Source organism: Zwartia hollandica, assembly GCF_019923725.1.
Classification (GTDB): Bacteria; Pseudomonadota; Gammaproteobacteria; order Burkholderiales; family Burkholderiaceae_B; genus Zwartia; species Zwartia hollandica.
The window spans coordinates 483,137-499,436 of sequence record NZ_JAHXRI010000006.1 but is presented as its reverse complement, the minus strand read 5'-3'; the positions used below and the strand labels follow the sequence as shown (position 1 = coordinate 499,436).

The window sequence follows — 16,300 nt, the reverse complement described above, 5'->3', positions numbered from 1 at the left end:
TCGTTGCGGTGTATGACGGCCGAGGTTGAACGGAAGATACCATCGGCGTCTAGGATCGGGGGGCTACTCACGTATTGATTCCTCGGCAAACTTGAAACTGAAAAGATATTATGAGCAGCTTGGCTAGTTGACATCCATCAATACGCGAGCAAGTTCAGCTGCAGCCATCAAACTCGCTTAACTTTTAACAGAACCGAGCTTACAAGACCACCAATTCATGTGAGAAAATTCCATCAAACAACCGCTTCGTTCAGCACAAATCACCGAAAAGTACTGGACGTGGAATGCATTTACTTTAGCAGACAATAGGAAGGCTATGGAAAAAGCATACCCAGTAATAATAGAGCCCTTAAACTATCAGCATTTGGAACAAGTCATTTTATTATTACAAAACGTGTCCACTTACCTTCCACCTGTAAGATGCCATAACGAAATTTGGACTGCTTTTCAAAGCCAATCAAATGTTCATTCCGTCGTAGCCATTAAGGGTGATATCGTGATTGGATATGGCTCCATAATAATAGAACTAAAGATAAGAGGAGGCAAAATGGGGCACATTGAAGACATCGTCTCACACCCCAATCAGCGAAACAAAGGAATCGGAAAGATGATTGTAAGTGCCCTGTATGACATTGCCCGATCTAAGAGTTGTTATAAAGTTTCGCTTCAATGCCAGCAACACAATATTTCTTTTTATGAGAAGTGTGATTTCAAATTAAGTGGCACGACCATGCAACGATTTATAGAATAGAACGTCGCCCAAGCGAATACTATACTTTCCGAGGCTCAGTCTAGCAAAAATTAAGCAGCCCGATCAGTGACAATAAAGTTGCCCCTGTAAAATCCGGGCAACAGAACCCACTCATATCTCGCTTAGAAAATACTATACACATGTCACCACATTGGACCAGACAAGCCGTAGAATTTTAGTTTGGCAAAATCAAATACCATGGCAACAGAATTTTGCGTAGCGGCAACTAAATAGGCCATTCGTTCAAAGCAAAAATGCAGGCGGTTCTCAATCGCGCGATAATTCAATCTGCACGACTGGATTGGCAGAGACGGGGATTTAGATTCGCGCTTGCAATCTCGTAAATTACCGCATATATTGGGCGCGCAGATGTTAGTGCCCTTGAGTGTAATTTAGTTTTCTTTTCATAAGATCGAATACGTAATTGTTTTTATAGTTCACGGCCCAGTTGAATATATTTAGGTTCTTTTTTATTTGCAGCGGGTGTCGGTCGACAACTAAATAAATGCTGATCGGTTGATCGGCTATGAACGCACGGTCTGCTTAAGTAAAACTCGGAAGATGCATCGGTTCGTATAACTTGTGTCAGATTGAGTATCGCAAAACGATGGCCTTTCAGTTTCCTGTTTTCAACAGCTTTTTGAAGTTGAGCACAAGGTTTTTTAATTTCGGTCGAGAAACGCACTAATCAAAACAATAAGAGAGCTGCTTAATTGAATCCGCACCTTACGTTGGGTAACCTGCCCTACCCTATTATGTCTGTCGAGCACGCCTTCATTAAATTAGACTTCACGCTGCCATTCAGTCAATCGCAACCTGTTTTGGCAAGGAATATAAATCAATGAACACTCCGCCCGTTAAGAGCACTCCTTTCAACTTTCCTCACATGACGGGAAAAGAGCTAGCGTACATCGCAGAGGCACAACTCAACGGACAATTAGCCGGAGACGGTCCCTTCACTAAGCGCTGTCATGAATGGTTGAAGGACAATTCTGGTTGCGTGCAAGCGCTACTGACTCACAGCTGCACTGCAGCCCTTGAGATGACCGCACTTCTGCTCGATATCAGAGCGGGGGACGAAATCATCATGCCATCGTACACCTTTGTATCAACTGCAAACGCCTTCGTCCTTCGCGGTGCCGTTCCCGTTTTTGTTGATATTCGAGAAGATACCCTAAATCTCGACGAGGAAAAAGTCGAGGCCGCGATCACATCGCGTACGAGGGCGATCGTAGCAGTCCACTACGCAGGCGTTGCTTGCAATATGGATCGTCTGCTTATGATCGCACGCATTCATGGGCTTTTTGTAGTCGAAGATGCGGCACAAGGCATGATGGCGAGATACTGCGGCAGGCCGCTTGGTAGCATTGGTGATTTAGGGACTCTCAGCTTTCATGAAACAAAAAACATAGTTTCTGGTGAGGGAGGGGCTCTTCTTGTCAACGATAGTAAATTAGTCCAACGCGCAGAGATCATTCGTGAGAAGGGCACTGACAGAAGTCGTTTTTTTAGGGGGCAAGTTGACAAATATACTTGGCAAGATGTTGGCTCATCTTTCTTGCCAGGCGAGTTGATTGCGGCGTTTTTGTGGGCACAGCTTGAGGAAGCTCGTAACATCACAGACAAGAGGCTAGCGATCTGGCAGCGCTATCATGCAATGCTAGAACCGCTTGAGGCTGCGGGAATTTTGCGTAGACCGATAGTGCCAGCAGACTGCACTCACAACGGACACCTTTATTACGTGCTGTTGCCGACAGCACGTGCTCGATTAACTACCCTCAACAAATTTAAAAGGCACTCAATAGGCGCAGTTTTTCACTACGTCCCGTTACATTCCTCGCCAGCTGGGATTCGTTACGGCAGATGCCACGGATCATTGGAAACGACCAACTTACAATCGGACCGACTAGTTAGACTTCCATTATTTATAGGACTGACTGACGAGCGCCAAGAGCAAATCGTTAATCTTCTCGCGACAACGAGCCATGCAACATAGAGCATCGTCGATTTTTGATCGCACAGATCCCGTTGCAAACAAACCTACAAATCGCGAGAAGATACCTACCAATGTAGATTTCAAATACCAACTAGCCGTGATGCTAGTCATTTTTACGTCGAGCGCGCTTTCTATTTGGCAGGGCCTCTTCTCTGTCGACCCTCACCATTGGGGGCTAATGGTGAGCAACGCAAAAGAATTGCTAGATGGCCTACACCCGAATCATGATGTCGGTTTATTTTACGGCGTACTGACACCCCTCCTACAGGGCACAGTATTCAACCTCACATCGCAAAGTATTATCTCAATACAGGCTACAACAGTAGCACTCTACGGACTGGGGCTATTCCTTTTGTTCCGATTGGCTTACACCACAACTCAGGACAGCAAACTTTCTTTTTATATTTTATGTAGTTGCGTCCTAGTGCACCCAATCGTAATTTACCCTTGGCCAAACTATGTTGCGTTTCCATTTCTAATTGGCGGCATCTGGCTTTCGATATTGGATGCGCCAAACAAATTCGACTGTTTTACCGGTGGTTTGCTTCTGTCCTTCGGAACCCTCGCACGAACGGAATATATACCTCTTGCAGTATTTATTTTATTTTTATCCCCTACTGTTGACCTTTTTATAAAACGTGCATCCTGGCTAAATGTCTTTACGCGATTATTTTGTTCATTTTTGGGACTCGTTATCCCGTTGTGTGGTTTCGCCTTTTATCTGATCCGCAACGGTCTAGTCGGGTATTGGGTCGACAACGCATTTACATTGCCGATGCTGGTGACCCCAAAACTCTTCGCCCATATGCACGGCTTTAGTATTTTTGATAGTTTTATTCGAATCGGTATTTGGGGGGCTTCTCAATTCAATTTGAGATTAATCATTATTTACTTAATGATTTTACTTAATATTATATATTGTTTAGCTTACATCATAAAACGATTCAGGTTAGATAGCCATCCTTCTTTATTTAAAGTCTCATTGATATCGTTGTTATTGGTTGGTCAATTATTGCATTTGCCTGAAATCTTTAGGATGGCAACTGGGTCTATCATTGGACTTATTACTTTCTATACTTTATTAAAAAAAATAAAATTAGCGGGGGGTTTTTTCTTTACTACTAGTTTTTTTTGGATTTTCATTTCTCCCCCAATAACAGTTGATTCCGGCAATTATTTTTTCCCAACAAGACAGACCATTTCGGTGGCCAAGTTCGTGCACGATCCGGTAATTTTTAAATATCAGCTTTGGCCAGAGCCTGTTTCAGATTATTACAGCAAAGTGTCTAAAGATATGACAGCAATAAAAGAGCTCAATTGCGGTGTTACATACCACTTCAATTACTCGATTGATGTGTTTCTTCATGTGATAAGCCCTTTTCGGAAGTATCAAGTTCTTCCATTTGATAACCCGTTGATGCATCCAGCTTTTAAAATAATCCGCCCTGAACTTCTGCCCATTGAAGAAAAGCAAAAAGACCTCGATGTGATGATTATGCGCTTGATTCCGAATGAGGAGGTCGACGCCTTTACCGCCCCGATGGGTTACTTTATTTACAAGAAATATTTGACACCGAGCATGGTCTTTGTGCCGGTTAATCACACGCTCATGCTGATGGTGCCTGAAACCTGTCGAGTCAAATAAATCGAGCGGTTTCTAGCTCGAACGAAAAAAGGATAACCATGTTAAAGCTGCTGGCTAACGTAGTGAAGTCTCGCTCTTTTTACAAAAAAATGCAGCGGCGACTGAATAACCAATTTGAAAGAGATGACTTCATTACCGCGCAGCTGACTCAGTTGCCAGAAAAGAGCAAGATTCTAGATGCCGGCTGTGGCAGCCAGCGATACAGAAAGTATTGTGATCATCTAATCTACAAGAGCCAAGATTTCGGTCAATACACAACTGACGAGAAACAAGTCATCAGTAATCTGGGGCCAGATAGCCGCGCAGAATACCAATACGGGCAGATTGACTACGTTGGCGATATTTGGAATATTGAAGCTGCAGATCAATCTTTTGATGTGATTTTGTGTACGGAAGTTTTTGAGCATATTCCATATCCCAATGAGACCGTTAAAGAATTCTCGCGGTTACTCTCGAAAAATGGCAAGTTGATCCTTACGGCGCCAAGCAATTGCCTCAGGCATATGGATCCGTATTTTTTTTACACTGGCTTTAGCGATCGCTGGTATGAAAAAGTTTTGACAGAGCACGGTCTGAAGATCGAAAGTATCTCTCCAGTGGGTGACTACAACAGTTGGTTGGCTGTTGAATTGGCGCGCACGCTTTCAACTCATTCATTCTTCGCAAAAATCTTGCTATTACCCGCTTTTTTGTTTTATTCCACTAGAAAAAAATCAACCGTGTCAGTAAATACTTTATGCATGGGATATCACGTCATTGCTTCAAAAATCTAGCCCTTAGGTTCTAAAGGACTCCCGCTCACCGATGATGTCAGTGTAGGATCCAAAGCGCTCGATGCGCCCATTAGCGACCTCAATAATATGAGTGCAATTTTTCAGCGTACTTAAACGATGGGCAACCAGAATCAGCGTCAGCTCGGCTGATAGACTGTTAATCGAATGCATCACTGCAGTTTCTGTCTCATTGTCTAAGGCACTTGTCGCTTCGTCAAAAATGATGACGTCTGCTTGCTTGTAGAGGGCGCGCGCGATGCCAATTCTTTGGCGCTGGCCGCCCGACAACTTCACACCGCGCTCTCCTACTCGAGTGTCATAACCCTCATCCCAAGACTCAATCGTATCGGCGATCTGAGCTTGCCGTGCGCACAGTTTCACTCTATTCATATCAATTTTGGCGGCGGGAAGGCCAAAAGCAATATTCTCAGCGATCGAGATATCAGCAAGAAATATCACTTGTGGCACATGTGCAATATGTGCCTGCCAGGATCGATAATTTTCTTCTGTCACAGTTATGTCATCTATTTTTAAGCTACCTGAAGTTGGTATTAGTAACCCCATCATGATATCTAGCAGTGTACTTTTACCGCTACCCGTTGAGCCAATAATCCCAACTCGGGCTCCCCTAGGTATGGTGAAACTGATATTCTCAAGTACGTTTACAGGTTTAGTGGTGTAGCGAAAGGATAGCGCCACAGCGCTGATGGCGTTTCGAAACGGCATCGCGCTTGGCACAGGCTCATCTGCGTAGGCCGGAAGGGGTTGCTCAAGCAGATCAAGCGCTTCTGCTAACAACGCTTGCCCTCCAACCATACCTGCCCAACTTGAATACGTCTGCTGTAGGATTGGTAGTAGCCGTTGCGCACCAAGTGCCAGGGCGCCTAGTAAAGGCACAGCACCGGCGACACCTTCATCCCTGCTTGCCAAGCCATAGGCAAGCAGGGCGATCAACACAATGCCAAGGGCTTCAATTACAAATCGTGGGCTATTACTAGTAGTACTGATGCTTGCATGAGCCAACCTAAGCGAAACGTCCGCCTTTCGATACACATCGCAATAGACATTTTGCGTGCCATCAATCAAAACATCCCTTATGCCTCCTAGTCCTTCCTGCAAGGCTTTAATGACTTGTGTCGATTCTCGATTGACTCTTTCGCCACTCGCCTTCAGCTGTTTTTTTACAACTAAGCTCACTACCCCATAGATCAACCCGAACCCAGTAAAAGCCATTAGCGCAACTTTGGGCTCGAGTGCAACCAACGTCGAAATAATCGCAAACAACATCAAGCAGGAGCTCGCAATCACTAGGATTGGAACGATTGCGCAATTCACGACGTTACTAGCTTTGCCTGAAATACCCGCAATCAAGTCACTGCTATTTCTCGCGATCTGAACCTCATAAGGCTGAAACAGGCTTCTTCGATAAATGCTAATACTTAGATCGGCGCCCAGCGCTTGGCTCAGCCGAGTTTGAGCCCACAATAGAGATAGTCGTAGGGCGCCAGATAATAATGCCGCAGATGCAAATAAAACCGTTAAGGGAAACAGTAAGTCCCTCGGTTCTGTCACGCCAAAGTATGTCGCTGCAATTTTTACAAACTGGATATCGAACAATCTCTCTGGTGAAATCAGCACCGCCAGAAATGGTAGGATCGTGCCTATACTTACGATTTCACCGATTGAACAAACAACCATCAATAGAAACAACAAGGCAAACTGTCTACGCCGACGTAAACTGATATGTGGCCAAAGGCGATACAGTAAAGGCAATAGCGATTGGGTTGGTTGCTCTTTCATCCCGAACATGCTTTAGTAGCTGAATTCACATTTTCCTTGAAGGCAAAGTACTGTGGCGCGCAATGTGCCGGTCATCACATCCTACCAAACGACTTGTTGTAGTATTTTAATCACTGCTTTTAGGGTCGAGAGGCTCTCTTGCGAGAAAACCCCGATGTGTCACCAAAAACAATTACATCCGATACCTTGCAAACTAGTGTCATTATAAAAACAGATATGCGTCATAATTTTTTTACTGTTTCCCTCGCCAACAACATCCCCGTTCTAAAAAGATCAATACCACAGATTAATCGATTTTATGATCACCCCGAGTTTTCAATAATATGTCCTAGCTCGGACGTTGAATTATTTTCTAAAGAGTTTCAAATTTTTCCAAATATAAAAATAATTCCGGAAAACACCCTGATTAGTTTCGATAAATTTTTCATCAGAGCAAATGCGTATTACACGGAAAAAACCGGTAAAACTTACACTGGCACACGTTTAGGCTGGTATTACCAACAAGTTTTAAAAATTTCATTCCTCATTGAGCAACAGTCCGTTACCCTTCCCATTGTGATGTGGGATGCTGATACGATCATGCTGTCGAAGATCGAGTTTTTTAATAAAAATCACTCCGTTCTCTATGGATCACTGTTAGAGTTTCATCAACCCTACTTTCAGTCGTTAACTCCTATTTTAGGAGTTTTGCCAGCAGGATTTAAAGCCTTCACTGTTCAATTTTTTTCGTGCACAAAGGCTGAGCAGGCGTTCTTGATTAGCAAATTAAATCAATATATGTCACGCTCGCAGAACACCCCTTCTGCTCAGTGGATCGCAGATGTTGTTATTAAAGCCGTCATTGACACCCATGGAGATTTTGACGTATCCCTTTTCAGCGAGCAAGAACTGGTCGGCTTATCAAATATACTTTGCTCGGGTCAGCCGCAAAGACCGCTCGCGTACCTTCGCTGGGGCTTTGAAGGTATCCTCGGCTCCGCGCAGATTTTTTGGGTGACACTACTGGGCTTTAACCACCTTACGTACGAAAATGTTGATTCGATTCTCCACCAGAAACAAGGCTGGTTCAAACTTTTAGCCTTTACGCTAAAAGAGTTTTATAGACAAAAATTGAAAATTCGAACGGCACCCTCTTTACCCAAGTCTTAATATTGAATATGCATCGTTCACCAATGAAATCCATAAAGTCGCTACTAAAAAAAGTTCCGTTTATCGTTCAAATTAAGCGGCGATTAACTGCGTTCAGTTATATCGGGCTTAAACTTATATTCAAATCTCTGAGAGTTGTTCTATGGGAGCCTCTCTTCCGAACAGAGTTAGTTAAAAAACTTGTGTTCGACACCACACAAACGCACGGCGTGCTGGCGGCCAACACTGGACAAGAAACGTTTGTTGTCTCTTCGCACGACCGAACGATTGGTCGAATGGTGTACGCCCAGGGTTTAAAAGATGCTGATAATGTTGCGCAGGTCATCGAACTACTCGGACCGAACCATACAAGATCTTTACTGATCGATATTGGTGCGAATATTGGCACAGTGTGCATCCCTGCGATTAAGCGCGGGATGTTTAAAGCGGCAATTGCAATTGAGCCTGAACCTTTCAATTACTCAATCCTGAAAGCCAACATCCACCTCAACGGTCTTGACCAACGAATCTCAACTTTCAATATTGCCTTGGGCGCCAAGGCCAACGAAGAGCTCGTATTTGAATTATCCGAATCGAACTACGGAGATCATCGGGTCCGTCTTTCGGCCGAGCCCGGTTTGCATGGCGAGGTTAGCCGATCGACCATCGTGGTCCCGTCACAGCCGTTCGACACAATATGTACCGAACTAGACAAAAATGATGCGGTGATTTGGATGGACACTCAAGGTTATGAGGGTTATATCCTGTCTGGGGCAAAAAATGCGTTGGCCATCGGCGTCCCACTAATTGTTGAATTTTGGCCTTACGGCATGAATCGCCTCGGTTCATTTCAATTATTTAAAGAGGCATTGCTGAGTGGTCAATACACGCAGTTCATTGACCTTGGTGGTTCGGGCTTGCCAGAGCGACTGAGTTCGAGCAACCTAGATGGCCTATATGACAAGATCGGTTCAAATGGGGGATTCACGGATCTGCTAATCACCTCCTCGTAATTAGCTATCGCTCTGGGCGCCATGATTTTCGATACCTTTTCAAAACTATCGACACCTCCTCTCATCTTCGTGTGGCTGGGGGAGAAATTTCCAGGATGGATGAAATCGGCTTTGCTGATGAACCAAAACCTGTGCGCAATCGACACCATACTGATCTCAAACTCTGCAGCTGGTCATGTCTTAGGGTTCAAGCATCAAATTTTTCTCGAAGACTTCTATACTCCTCCTGCAGCATTGAACGTTCGTTTAGCAGGGCTGAATCCCCGGTTTCGCGGGGGTTTTTGGAGCAAAACGACAGAGCGCTTTTTTGTCTTAAAGCAATTTATGGACAAGTTTTCTATTTCTGCTTGTTTTCACGCTGAGATAGATAATTTAATTTTTGACATATCGAAATTAGCGGTAGCTGCTGACGAAATTGGTAGGGGCTTCTTTTGCCCCAGAGACGCGATTGATCGCGGTGTGGCTTCGCTCGTCTACATAAACGAAAAAGAGGGGCTCAACGAGTTACTGTCACTTGCTGCTGACAAAGGCCATTCGTTAAACAATGATATGTACTTGCTGGGCCATTTGTTGCAAACCTCGGCTACATTTTTTTCATTGCCAACCGAAAATGTTTTTGCTGAGCGAGGGAGCACGGACTGGACCTGTGTCAACTCAGTATCAGTGGGAGGCATTTTCGACGCGGCTGCAATTGGACAGTTTTTATTTGGCATAGATCCCCGAAATACAGGGCCTCTATTGTTCAATCACTTTGAAAATGAAAACTGCGGCTATGATTTGAAAGCGTTAAGTTACGAAATTAACGCGACCAAAAAATCATTTGCGTTGATTCGTAAGGCTGACGGGTTACGCGTGAATCTTTATAACTTGCACATTCATAGTAAGCTTTTCAAACAATTGAGCAATCCGCCTCGAGTCGCCCAGATTTTAAATAGTGCGAATAATGGCGATAAAACCTTGATGACACTAAACCTACACAACAATTTTCTGTTCAAGAAAATTGTTGCTGGATGGCACAAACTGCTACGTATGGTTGCCGTCCCGTAACCGGTCCGTTTACCTCGCTCAATAGACTTCAGGATTGATCATTTTAATGAACCCCACCGCTATCAAACTACTTCGTCACCTAGGCGCCCTCGACCTCGGCGAAAAGATTGTCCGGGGAAAGCTCAGCGCGTCGGGCTTGAAAAACCGCGAGAAAGAAACAAACTTGCAGACTCTGCTTGATCGCCATTTTTTAGCTATCTCTCAGCCCCACCATCCGTGCCGTGAAACGCTATCAACGGCTTTGAGTCTCTTGGGCGAGCGACCCGCCCTGATTATCGAGACTGGCTCATCCGCATGGGGAACTAATAGCACGATGCTCTTTGACTCGTACTGCAATAGCTTTGGCGGGGAATGTCGTAGCGTCGACATTCGGCTTGAACCGTTACTCACCCTCCAGCCCTTAGCCACCTCGCACACCAAACTTTACTGCGACGACTCAGTTTCATTTCTAAATAAACTATCTCTCGAAGGAGATAGAATCGACTTGCTTTATTTAGACTCATGGGATGTCAATTGGGATGACCCAATGCCCAGCGCGATTCATGGACTAAACGAATACCTTGCAGCAACAAAAAACTTGAAAACTGGTTCATTGGTGCTCATTGATGACACTCCTAAATCCGTTGAGAATATTCGAGTCGTGCAACCTCTGTTAGCAACTCCATACGAACAGTTTTATGAGCGTTTCGGCTTTGCTCCGGGCAAAGGCGCACTTATAAAACAACTGATAGAGACGACGGGGCGCGGCACAATCCTCGCGCACGAATACCAGCTACTCATCCGCATATGAAGGTCATACCGCGTATTCGTGGCGGGCTTGGCAATCAACTCTTTGCCTATGCGGCTGCGCGGCGTATAGCCTTAGTGAATAATGCTGAATTAGTTCTCGACAATGTGAGTGGCTTTAAGTACGACCACACTTATCAGCAACAATATCACCTCGATCGCTTCAATATCAAAGCGGCACTGGCATCTCCACAAGACCGTTTTGAGCCGTTTTCGAAGGTGCGGCGCTACGTAAAGCGCTGGATCAACCGAAGAATCCCGTTCGAAAAGCGTCGTTACATTCAACAGCAAGGTAATGCGTTTGATCCGCGCCTCTTGACCATACGCCCTCGAGGCGATTTACACCTCGAAGGGTACTGGCAAAGTGAGCGCTATTTTCAAGATATTGAGGATGTCATTCGGGTCGACCTCAATATCCAGTCCCCCGAAGATAACGAAAATATCCAGATGTCTGAAAACATTCGTAGTTGCGATGCTATTGCTCTACATGTACGATTCTTCGACAGCCCCGACATAGTCGGTGGAAATAATGCTACGAGTGAGTACTACAAGAAAGCACTCGCCGCGATGCAAGAGCGTGTGCCCACCGCGCATTATTTCTTATTTTCTGACGATATCGTGGCCGCGAGAGCTTTGATTGACCTATCTGAGCATCAGATCACAGTCGTGTCACACAATCCTAGCGATGCAACCGCCTACGCGGATCTTTGGCTAATGACGCAGTGCAAGCACTTCATAATCGCCAACAGTACCTTCAGTTGGTGGGGAGCCTGGCTTTCAGCGTACCAAGATAAAATCGTAATTGCGCCAGGTTTTGTCATACAAGGGAGCAAAACCGCATGGGGCTTTGATGGCCTGTTGCCAGATAGTTGGATCAAAATTTAGCTAGCAATACCCAGCTAAACGTTGCATCACCATGTGCCCAAACATAAAGTGAAAATCTTCTGCTAGCTGCATGTCATCGATTTCAGCCCAAACAACGTGTTGCGCAGCTTGCTTTAATTTTCCGCCACTGTAGCCACACAAGCCCAGAGTAACTGCGCCGTTTTGGTTCGCATACTCGACAGCTCGAATAACGTTCTCTGAGTTTCCACTTCCAGATATTGCCAATACCAGATCGCCCGGCTGCAAAATATTTTTTAGCTGCCCGACGAAAATATCCTCAAAAGAAAGATCGTTTGCATAGCTCATCATTAGGCCAATGTTGTCGACCAACGAACGCCCTCGAAAGCTGCGTTGCGTATGCATCGGAATCGTTTTATTCCAGTCGTTAATAAAATGTAAGGCCGTCATCGAACTGCCGCCATTACCTAGGGTAATAATTTGTTTGCCCCCAAGCCATGCATCTGCGACCACTTGAACGCCATGATCAATCTGTTCACGGTCAACGGCTGACAGTAGCCGTATCAGCTTATCTAGATACAAGCTTGCAATACCTTTACCCAACGCCATAGTATTGTTCCTGATCGAATACGATCTTTATGTATAAAAAATTATCCTGCTGCCAAGAGGATCAAGCCCTATCGGTATGGCTCTTAGGTTTGATAGCGCCTTCTTGATAGCGTCATGCCTCTCGGGTGGCGCAAACAACAACAAAAATCCGCCAGCACCCGCACCTAGAATCTTGCCGCCTTTGGCTCCGGCCTTTAAAGCGATGTCATACCACTGATCAATCGCTTGACTACTAATATTGGTAACAAGACCTTTTTTGAGCATCCAGTTTTCATGCAAAATCTCTCCGAACGCATCCAGATTATTCGCCTGAAGTTCATCTCTTAGATTGTAGGCGAGTCGCACCATCCTTCTGAGTGCGTCTAGTTTGCTTTGATTGTGAGCAAGTGATTCTGACTGTTCTTTTAAGATGCTAGCCGCGTTACGAGTGGTGCCAGTGTAAAACATCAATAAGCTTGACTGCAGTGACTGTAGGGTAGACGCCTTGCAGATCAATGGCGATACGATTACAGATTCGTCAGGCCTAAATTCAATTAAGTTAAACCCGCCGTAAGCAGCGGCATACTGGTCTTGTTTACCGATGGGCTCTTTACAAAGATCAATTTCGATGTGGCAAGCGTCTCTGCCAAGCACTTCGGCAGAACTGTACTTACCCATATAAGCATTTAAGGCGTGCAGTAAGCCAACAGTGAAAGAACTTGATGATCCAAGCCCAGTGCCTTTAGACGGAATATCAGCAATCGTTGTGATCTCAATGCCACCCTTCAACCCTAAATATTGCATACCGGCTTTAACAAGCGGGTGTTTAATATCGGCAACAGTATTTACTTCTTCGTTAATCGAATAGCCAACTCTAATGCCATCATCGAATTTCTTGTTCACGGTGACATAGATATACTTATCGATAGCCGAGCTGACAACCGCACCGATTTCTTCGCGCTGATAGAACGCGGGTAGGTCACTGCCGCCGCCCACTAGGCTCATTCTTAGGGGTGTTCGACTAATAATCATGTGTGAGTAATATTCTGCGGAGTCTTCAAGGGTAGTTTAACCTTGGTGGCGTCTAGCTTAAGACCATCTATTGTGGGAACTTCATCTAGCAGGCGCTCACGGTAAATTGAATTTGCGGCCTCCGGAGCATAACCGCGTCGTATATATTCAGTAAGAATCCGATTGCGGCGCTCTTCTTCTTCGATTTCGACATAAAAACGCCGAGCAGCATGCTTTGCCGTATCCGTTGCTAAAGCTGCTACACCCTCGATAATTACGATGTCATCCCGCTTAATGAAAAGGCTCTCTGCGTCTTTCTGCTGTTGGCGGGTGTGTTTCAAATAGACAGGCAATGATAAGGTGAGCGGTTGCTCGCCTCTCAAGTCAAGTTCGGCTAGGCACTGGTTAAGCGAAGTCATGGCGTGTCGTCCAAGCACGCCAGAAGAGCGCTCGGTCTCAGACAATATCCAGCGATCAGTCGAGAGCACATGACACTGGCGCCCCATCCCTAGCAAGGCGTACTTTAAAATGTTGGCAAAGGTGCTTTTCCCGCTACGCGCTTGTCCCCCAATAAAAACGAGTCCGCCCGGTTCAATTCCGGTTAGATCAGCAGCATATTTTTCTAAGACAAGAGGGTAGACGTCGAGTATCAAGGCCGCCGCAGTTTCAAGATCGGGAGCAATAAAATCGGCAACGACAGGGTATTTGTAATCTTTCCCAGCATACCCAGTTTCAACCAGTATTGACTTCAAGCCTGCGCGTTTTGCCGTTGCAACGTCTGTCGAGGTGTCACCAATCATCCAAGACTGTCCGCGATCAATATTCAAATCTATCGCAGCCTGATCGATCATTCCAGTGTTCGGTTTTCGACACTGGCAGGCAATCTTCAAATCGGCCCTTTCTCCAACAAAGCCTTTATCAGGATGGTGCGGACAGTAATAAATCCGATCTAAATAAGCAGCCTCACGGCCAAGCAACGTTTCTAACTTACGATGGATTTCAGTGAGGTCGTCAAAAGTGCACTCTCCCCGAGCGATGACGGGTTGATTTGTGACGAGACAGGTCTTATAGCCTTTGCGGTTAAAACGACGTATCGCTTGTGCAGCGCCATCAAGGAGCCGGACTTGGTCAACAGCCTTAAGGTGATCAACCTCTTCAAGCAGCGTGCCATCTCGATCGAGAAAAATGGCTGATTGCTTGTTGACCAATGATGCTTTAACTATTTTCCCGCTAATAAAGTCGGCCCTAACCTTGTCGATGCGGTCAGGAGTTCCGCAATCTTTGATGTATTCGGGGCTGTTATAGCCTCGTAACACCACTCCGTCACGAATCATCTGCGGAAACAGTTGCTTACCAAAATCAAGTTGGGTCTTGCTGTCACGTCGATAGGCGATCAGCGCCGCTTTGCTTAAACAATAGAGCGCTGCATTCACTAGATTAGGATAGTACCTGTCAGCTTTGTGTGGATAGGGGTGGAATTGGGTAATTGCACCAGACTCAGCCATTTCGACCAAATCAGAGTCTTGGGGATGATCATTTGGATGAAGAAAAAGCGTAGCACCCGTTGCCGGTAACCGCTCATGCGCCTTACAAAAACGATTTAAATCTACTTCGAGCATGGTGTCACCGTACATAACCAAGAACTGCTCTTCCAGTAGATCAAATACGTTTAGCACTGCACCCGCAGTGCCAAGCGGCACTTGGTCATCAATACATTGGACCGTAATACCCCAGTTGCCTCTGCTCTCACAAAAATCAACAATTTGCTGCGCTTTATGATTGACGAGAATCAAAATTCGGTCAAAACCATAACGCTTTACCAACAAAATCTGATGCTCGAGCAGTGGGGTACCAGAGACATCGATGAGGGGCTTGGGTAAGTCGCCTAATCTCTCTTTTAGACGCGTCCCCTTACCACCAGCCAGAATGACAACTTGCCTCATTTAAGGGTGATCTCTTGTTCGACAATGTCGGCTATCGCTCTTTTTATAGCCGCCTTTGAGTCTAGCTTAGGAGTCCAACCCAACTTCTTCAACTTATCAAGACAATATTGAAACTTAGGAACGTCGCCAACCCAACCGCGCTTTTCAACTCCATAAACAATATCTGCATTGGGGGACACACTAGCAACAACCGCTTCGGCGATATTACGAACCGAAACCCCCTCATCTTCAGCCCCTAAGTTGTACACGGCTAGTTTTTCACTGGCATTACTTTGAATTTCTAACATCCCTTCAATCAAGTCATCCACGTGAAGATATGCTTTTTGTTGCGTGCCATCACCCAGAACGTCTAACCGGCTTGGGTTAGCTTTGAGCTTGTTCACAAAGTCCAGTAATACCCCATGCGTGGCCGGCACACCAATTACATTCGGAAATCTATAAATAAATGCCTTATTTAAGAAGCTCTCGGCAGCCGCACTAATTGAAGCCTCTGAAGCCAGCTTCATTGCCCCGTAATTCGACAGCGGCAACAGCGGACCGGAGACTTCTGAAATGCTTCGATCGCCGTGATCACCATACACGGCCGAGCTTGACGCAAACGCCAGCACCTTGATGTCTAACGCTTTCATGACTTCTAGTACGTTAAAGGTCGTCATAAAGGTGTCTTTTAGATCAACAGTTGCGTCACTAACCCCCGCTGGGATGTCAGAATTAGCCGCTAGATGCCAGACCTCTGTAATAGGGAATCTCTCATGAAAAGTAGCAGTCTCGGCTAAAAAACGTGGTCTATCGGCACAATCAGTCTCTATAAAATGAAAGTTTGCCGCATTTTTGACTTCAGACAGATTCCGCAGAGTGCCTCGACTTAAATTATCCACACCAACGACAATATGTCCCTCGTTCATGAGTCGTTTAGCCAAGTTACAACCAATAAATCCTGCCACGCCTGTAATTAGAATCGACATCCGGAATATCC

Annotated in this window: 14 protein-coding genes; 9 read left to right on the top strand and 5 right to left on the bottom strand. The window is 45.4% G+C overall.

Going from position 1 to position 16,300, the window contains the following annotated elements; translation table 11 throughout:
• The first annotated feature begins 316 nt into the window (after nucleotides 1-316).
• From KZZ10_RS05680 to KZZ10_RS05665, 4 genes are all read left to right on the top strand, one after another.
• Nucleotides 317-751, top strand: a complete 435-nt coding sequence (locus KZZ10_RS05680; protein ID WP_259660522.1) for a GNAT family N-acetyltransferase — start codon at nucleotides 317-319, stop codon at nucleotides 749-751.
• An 841-nt stretch (nucleotides 752-1,592) separates the two neighbouring features.
• Nucleotides 1,593-2,747 (top strand): dTDP-4-amino-4,6-dideoxygalactose transaminase, encoded by a 1,155-nt coding sequence (rffA, locus tag KZZ10_RS05675; RefSeq protein WP_259660521.1) that lies wholly within the window; start codon nucleotides 1,593-1,595, stop codon nucleotides 2,745-2,747.
• The gene (locus KZZ10_RS05670) at nucleotides 2,737-4,392 is read left to right on the top strand and encodes a hypothetical protein (RefSeq protein WP_259660520.1); all 1,656 of its coding nucleotides are present in this window, start codon (nucleotides 2,737-2,739) and stop codon (nucleotides 4,390-4,392) included. The genes rffA and KZZ10_RS05670 overlap by 11 nt, the downstream gene beginning before the upstream one ends.
• 38 nt (nucleotides 4,393-4,430) lie before the next feature.
• Nucleotides 4,431-5,165 (top strand): class I SAM-dependent methyltransferase, encoded by a 735-nt coding sequence (locus KZZ10_RS05665; RefSeq protein ID WP_259660519.1) that lies wholly within the window; start codon nucleotides 4,431-4,433, stop codon nucleotides 5,163-5,165.
• Between the two features lie 3 nt (nucleotides 5,166-5,168).
• Here the strand turns inward: KZZ10_RS05665 and KZZ10_RS05660 are convergent, their stop codons facing one another.
• Nucleotides 5,169-6,965: an ABC transporter ATP-binding protein gene (locus KZZ10_RS05660; RefSeq protein WP_259660518.1), complete on the bottom strand. Its 1,797-nt coding sequence runs from the start codon at nucleotides 6,963-6,965 to the stop codon at nucleotides 5,169-5,171.
• A 156-nt stretch (nucleotides 6,966-7,121) separates the two neighbouring features.
• Here KZZ10_RS05660 and KZZ10_RS05655 point away from each other — a divergent pair, with 156 nt between their 5' ends.
• The 5 genes from KZZ10_RS05655 (at nucleotide 7,122) to KZZ10_RS05635 (ending at nucleotide 11,824) form a co-directional block, all read left to right on the top strand.
• Complete coding sequence (locus KZZ10_RS05655) at nucleotides 7,122-8,114, top strand: hypothetical protein (protein WP_259660517.1); 993 nt, start codon at nucleotides 7,122-7,124, stop codon at nucleotides 8,112-8,114.
• 182 nt (nucleotides 8,115-8,296) lie between these two features.
• Nucleotides 8,297-9,106, top strand: coding sequence for an FkbM family methyltransferase (locus KZZ10_RS05650; protein WP_259660516.1), 810 nt, complete (start codon nucleotides 8,297-8,299; stop codon nucleotides 9,104-9,106).
• Nucleotides 9,107-9,127: 21 nt separating this feature from the next.
• Nucleotides 9,128-10,153, top strand: a complete 1,026-nt coding sequence (locus tag KZZ10_RS05645) for a hypothetical protein (protein WP_259660515.1) — start codon at nucleotides 9,128-9,130, stop codon at nucleotides 10,151-10,153.
• Nucleotides 10,154-10,199: 46 nt separating this feature from the next.
• Nucleotides 10,200-10,943 carry a hypothetical protein gene (locus KZZ10_RS05640; protein ID WP_259660514.1) on the top strand — a complete coding sequence of 248 codons (744 nt, stop codon included), beginning with the start codon at nucleotides 10,200-10,202 and terminating at the stop codon, nucleotides 10,941-10,943.
• Entirely contained in the window at nucleotides 10,940-11,824 is an 885-nt protein-coding gene (locus KZZ10_RS05635) for an alpha-1,2-fucosyltransferase (protein ID WP_259660513.1), read from the top strand. The genes KZZ10_RS05640 and KZZ10_RS05635 overlap by 4 nt, the downstream gene beginning before the upstream one ends.
• Here KZZ10_RS05635 and KZZ10_RS05630 read toward each other — a convergent pair whose 3' ends face one another.
• From KZZ10_RS05630 to KZZ10_RS05615, 4 genes are read right to left on the bottom strand one after another with little or no spacing between them, the layout of a single operon-like run.
• Nucleotides 11,825-12,391 (bottom strand): SIS domain-containing protein, encoded by a 567-nt coding sequence (locus tag KZZ10_RS05630; protein ID WP_259660512.1) that lies wholly within the window; start codon nucleotides 12,389-12,391, stop codon nucleotides 11,825-11,827.
• Nucleotides 12,392-12,418: 27 nt separating this feature from the next.
• On the bottom strand, nucleotides 12,419-13,402 hold the full coding sequence (locus KZZ10_RS05625; protein WP_259660511.1) for a GHMP family kinase ATP-binding protein: 984 nt from the start codon (nucleotides 13,400-13,402) through the stop codon (nucleotides 12,419-12,421).
• Nucleotides 13,399-15,324, bottom strand: a complete 1,926-nt coding sequence (locus tag KZZ10_RS05620; protein ID WP_259660510.1) for an HAD-IIIA family hydrolase — start codon at nucleotides 15,322-15,324, stop codon at nucleotides 13,399-13,401. The genes KZZ10_RS05625 and KZZ10_RS05620 overlap by 4 nt, the downstream gene beginning before the upstream one ends.
• Nucleotides 15,321-16,289, bottom strand: coding sequence for an SDR family NAD(P)-dependent oxidoreductase (locus tag KZZ10_RS05615; protein ID WP_259660509.1), 969 nt, complete (start codon nucleotides 16,287-16,289; stop codon nucleotides 15,321-15,323). The genes KZZ10_RS05620 and KZZ10_RS05615 overlap by 4 nt, the downstream gene beginning before the upstream one ends.
• Nucleotides 16,290-16,300: the final 11 nt, after the last annotated feature.

Excerpts from the sequence above, each read along its gene's own strand:
- KZZ10_RS05630 (WP_259660512.1), bottom strand. The coding sequence starts at position 12,391 with ATGGCGTTGGGTAAAGGTATTGCAAGCTTGTATCTAGATAAGCTGATA.
- KZZ10_RS05660 (WP_259660518.1), bottom strand. The coding sequence starts at position 6,965 with ATGAAAGAGCAACCAACCCAATCGCTATTGCCTTTACTGTATCGCCTT.
- KZZ10_RS05640 (WP_259660514.1), top strand. The coding sequence starts at position 10,200 with ATGAACCCCACCGCTATCAAACTACTTCGTCACCTAGGCGCCCTCGAC.
- KZZ10_RS05615 (WP_259660509.1), bottom strand. The coding sequence starts at position 16,289 with ATGTCGATTCTAATTACAGGCGTGGCAGGATTTATTGGTTGTAACTTG.
- KZZ10_RS05635 (WP_259660513.1), top strand. The coding sequence starts at position 10,940 with ATGAAGGTCATACCGCGTATTCGTGGCGGGCTTGGCAATCAACTCTTT.
- rffA (WP_259660521.1), top strand. The coding sequence starts at position 1,593 with ATGAACACTCCGCCCGTTAAGAGCACTCCTTTCAACTTTCCTCACATG.
- KZZ10_RS05645 (WP_259660515.1), top strand. The coding sequence starts at position 9,128 with ATGATTTTCGATACCTTTTCAAAACTATCGACACCTCCTCTCATCTTC.
- KZZ10_RS05680 (WP_259660522.1), top strand. The coding sequence starts at position 317 with ATGGAAAAAGCATACCCAGTAATAATAGAGCCCTTAAACTATCAGCAT.
- KZZ10_RS05625 (WP_259660511.1), bottom strand. The coding sequence starts at position 13,402 with ATGATTATTAGTCGAACACCCCTAAGAATGAGCCTAGTGGGCGGCGGC.
- KZZ10_RS05670 (WP_259660520.1), top strand. The coding sequence starts at position 2,737 with ATGCAACATAGAGCATCGTCGATTTTTGATCGCACAGATCCCGTTGCA.
- KZZ10_RS05665 (WP_259660519.1), top strand. The coding sequence starts at position 4,431 with ATGTTAAAGCTGCTGGCTAACGTAGTGAAGTCTCGCTCTTTTTACAAA.
- KZZ10_RS05620 (WP_259660510.1), bottom strand. The coding sequence starts at position 15,324 with ATGAGGCAAGTTGTCATTCTGGCTGGTGGTAAGGGGACGCGTCTAAAA.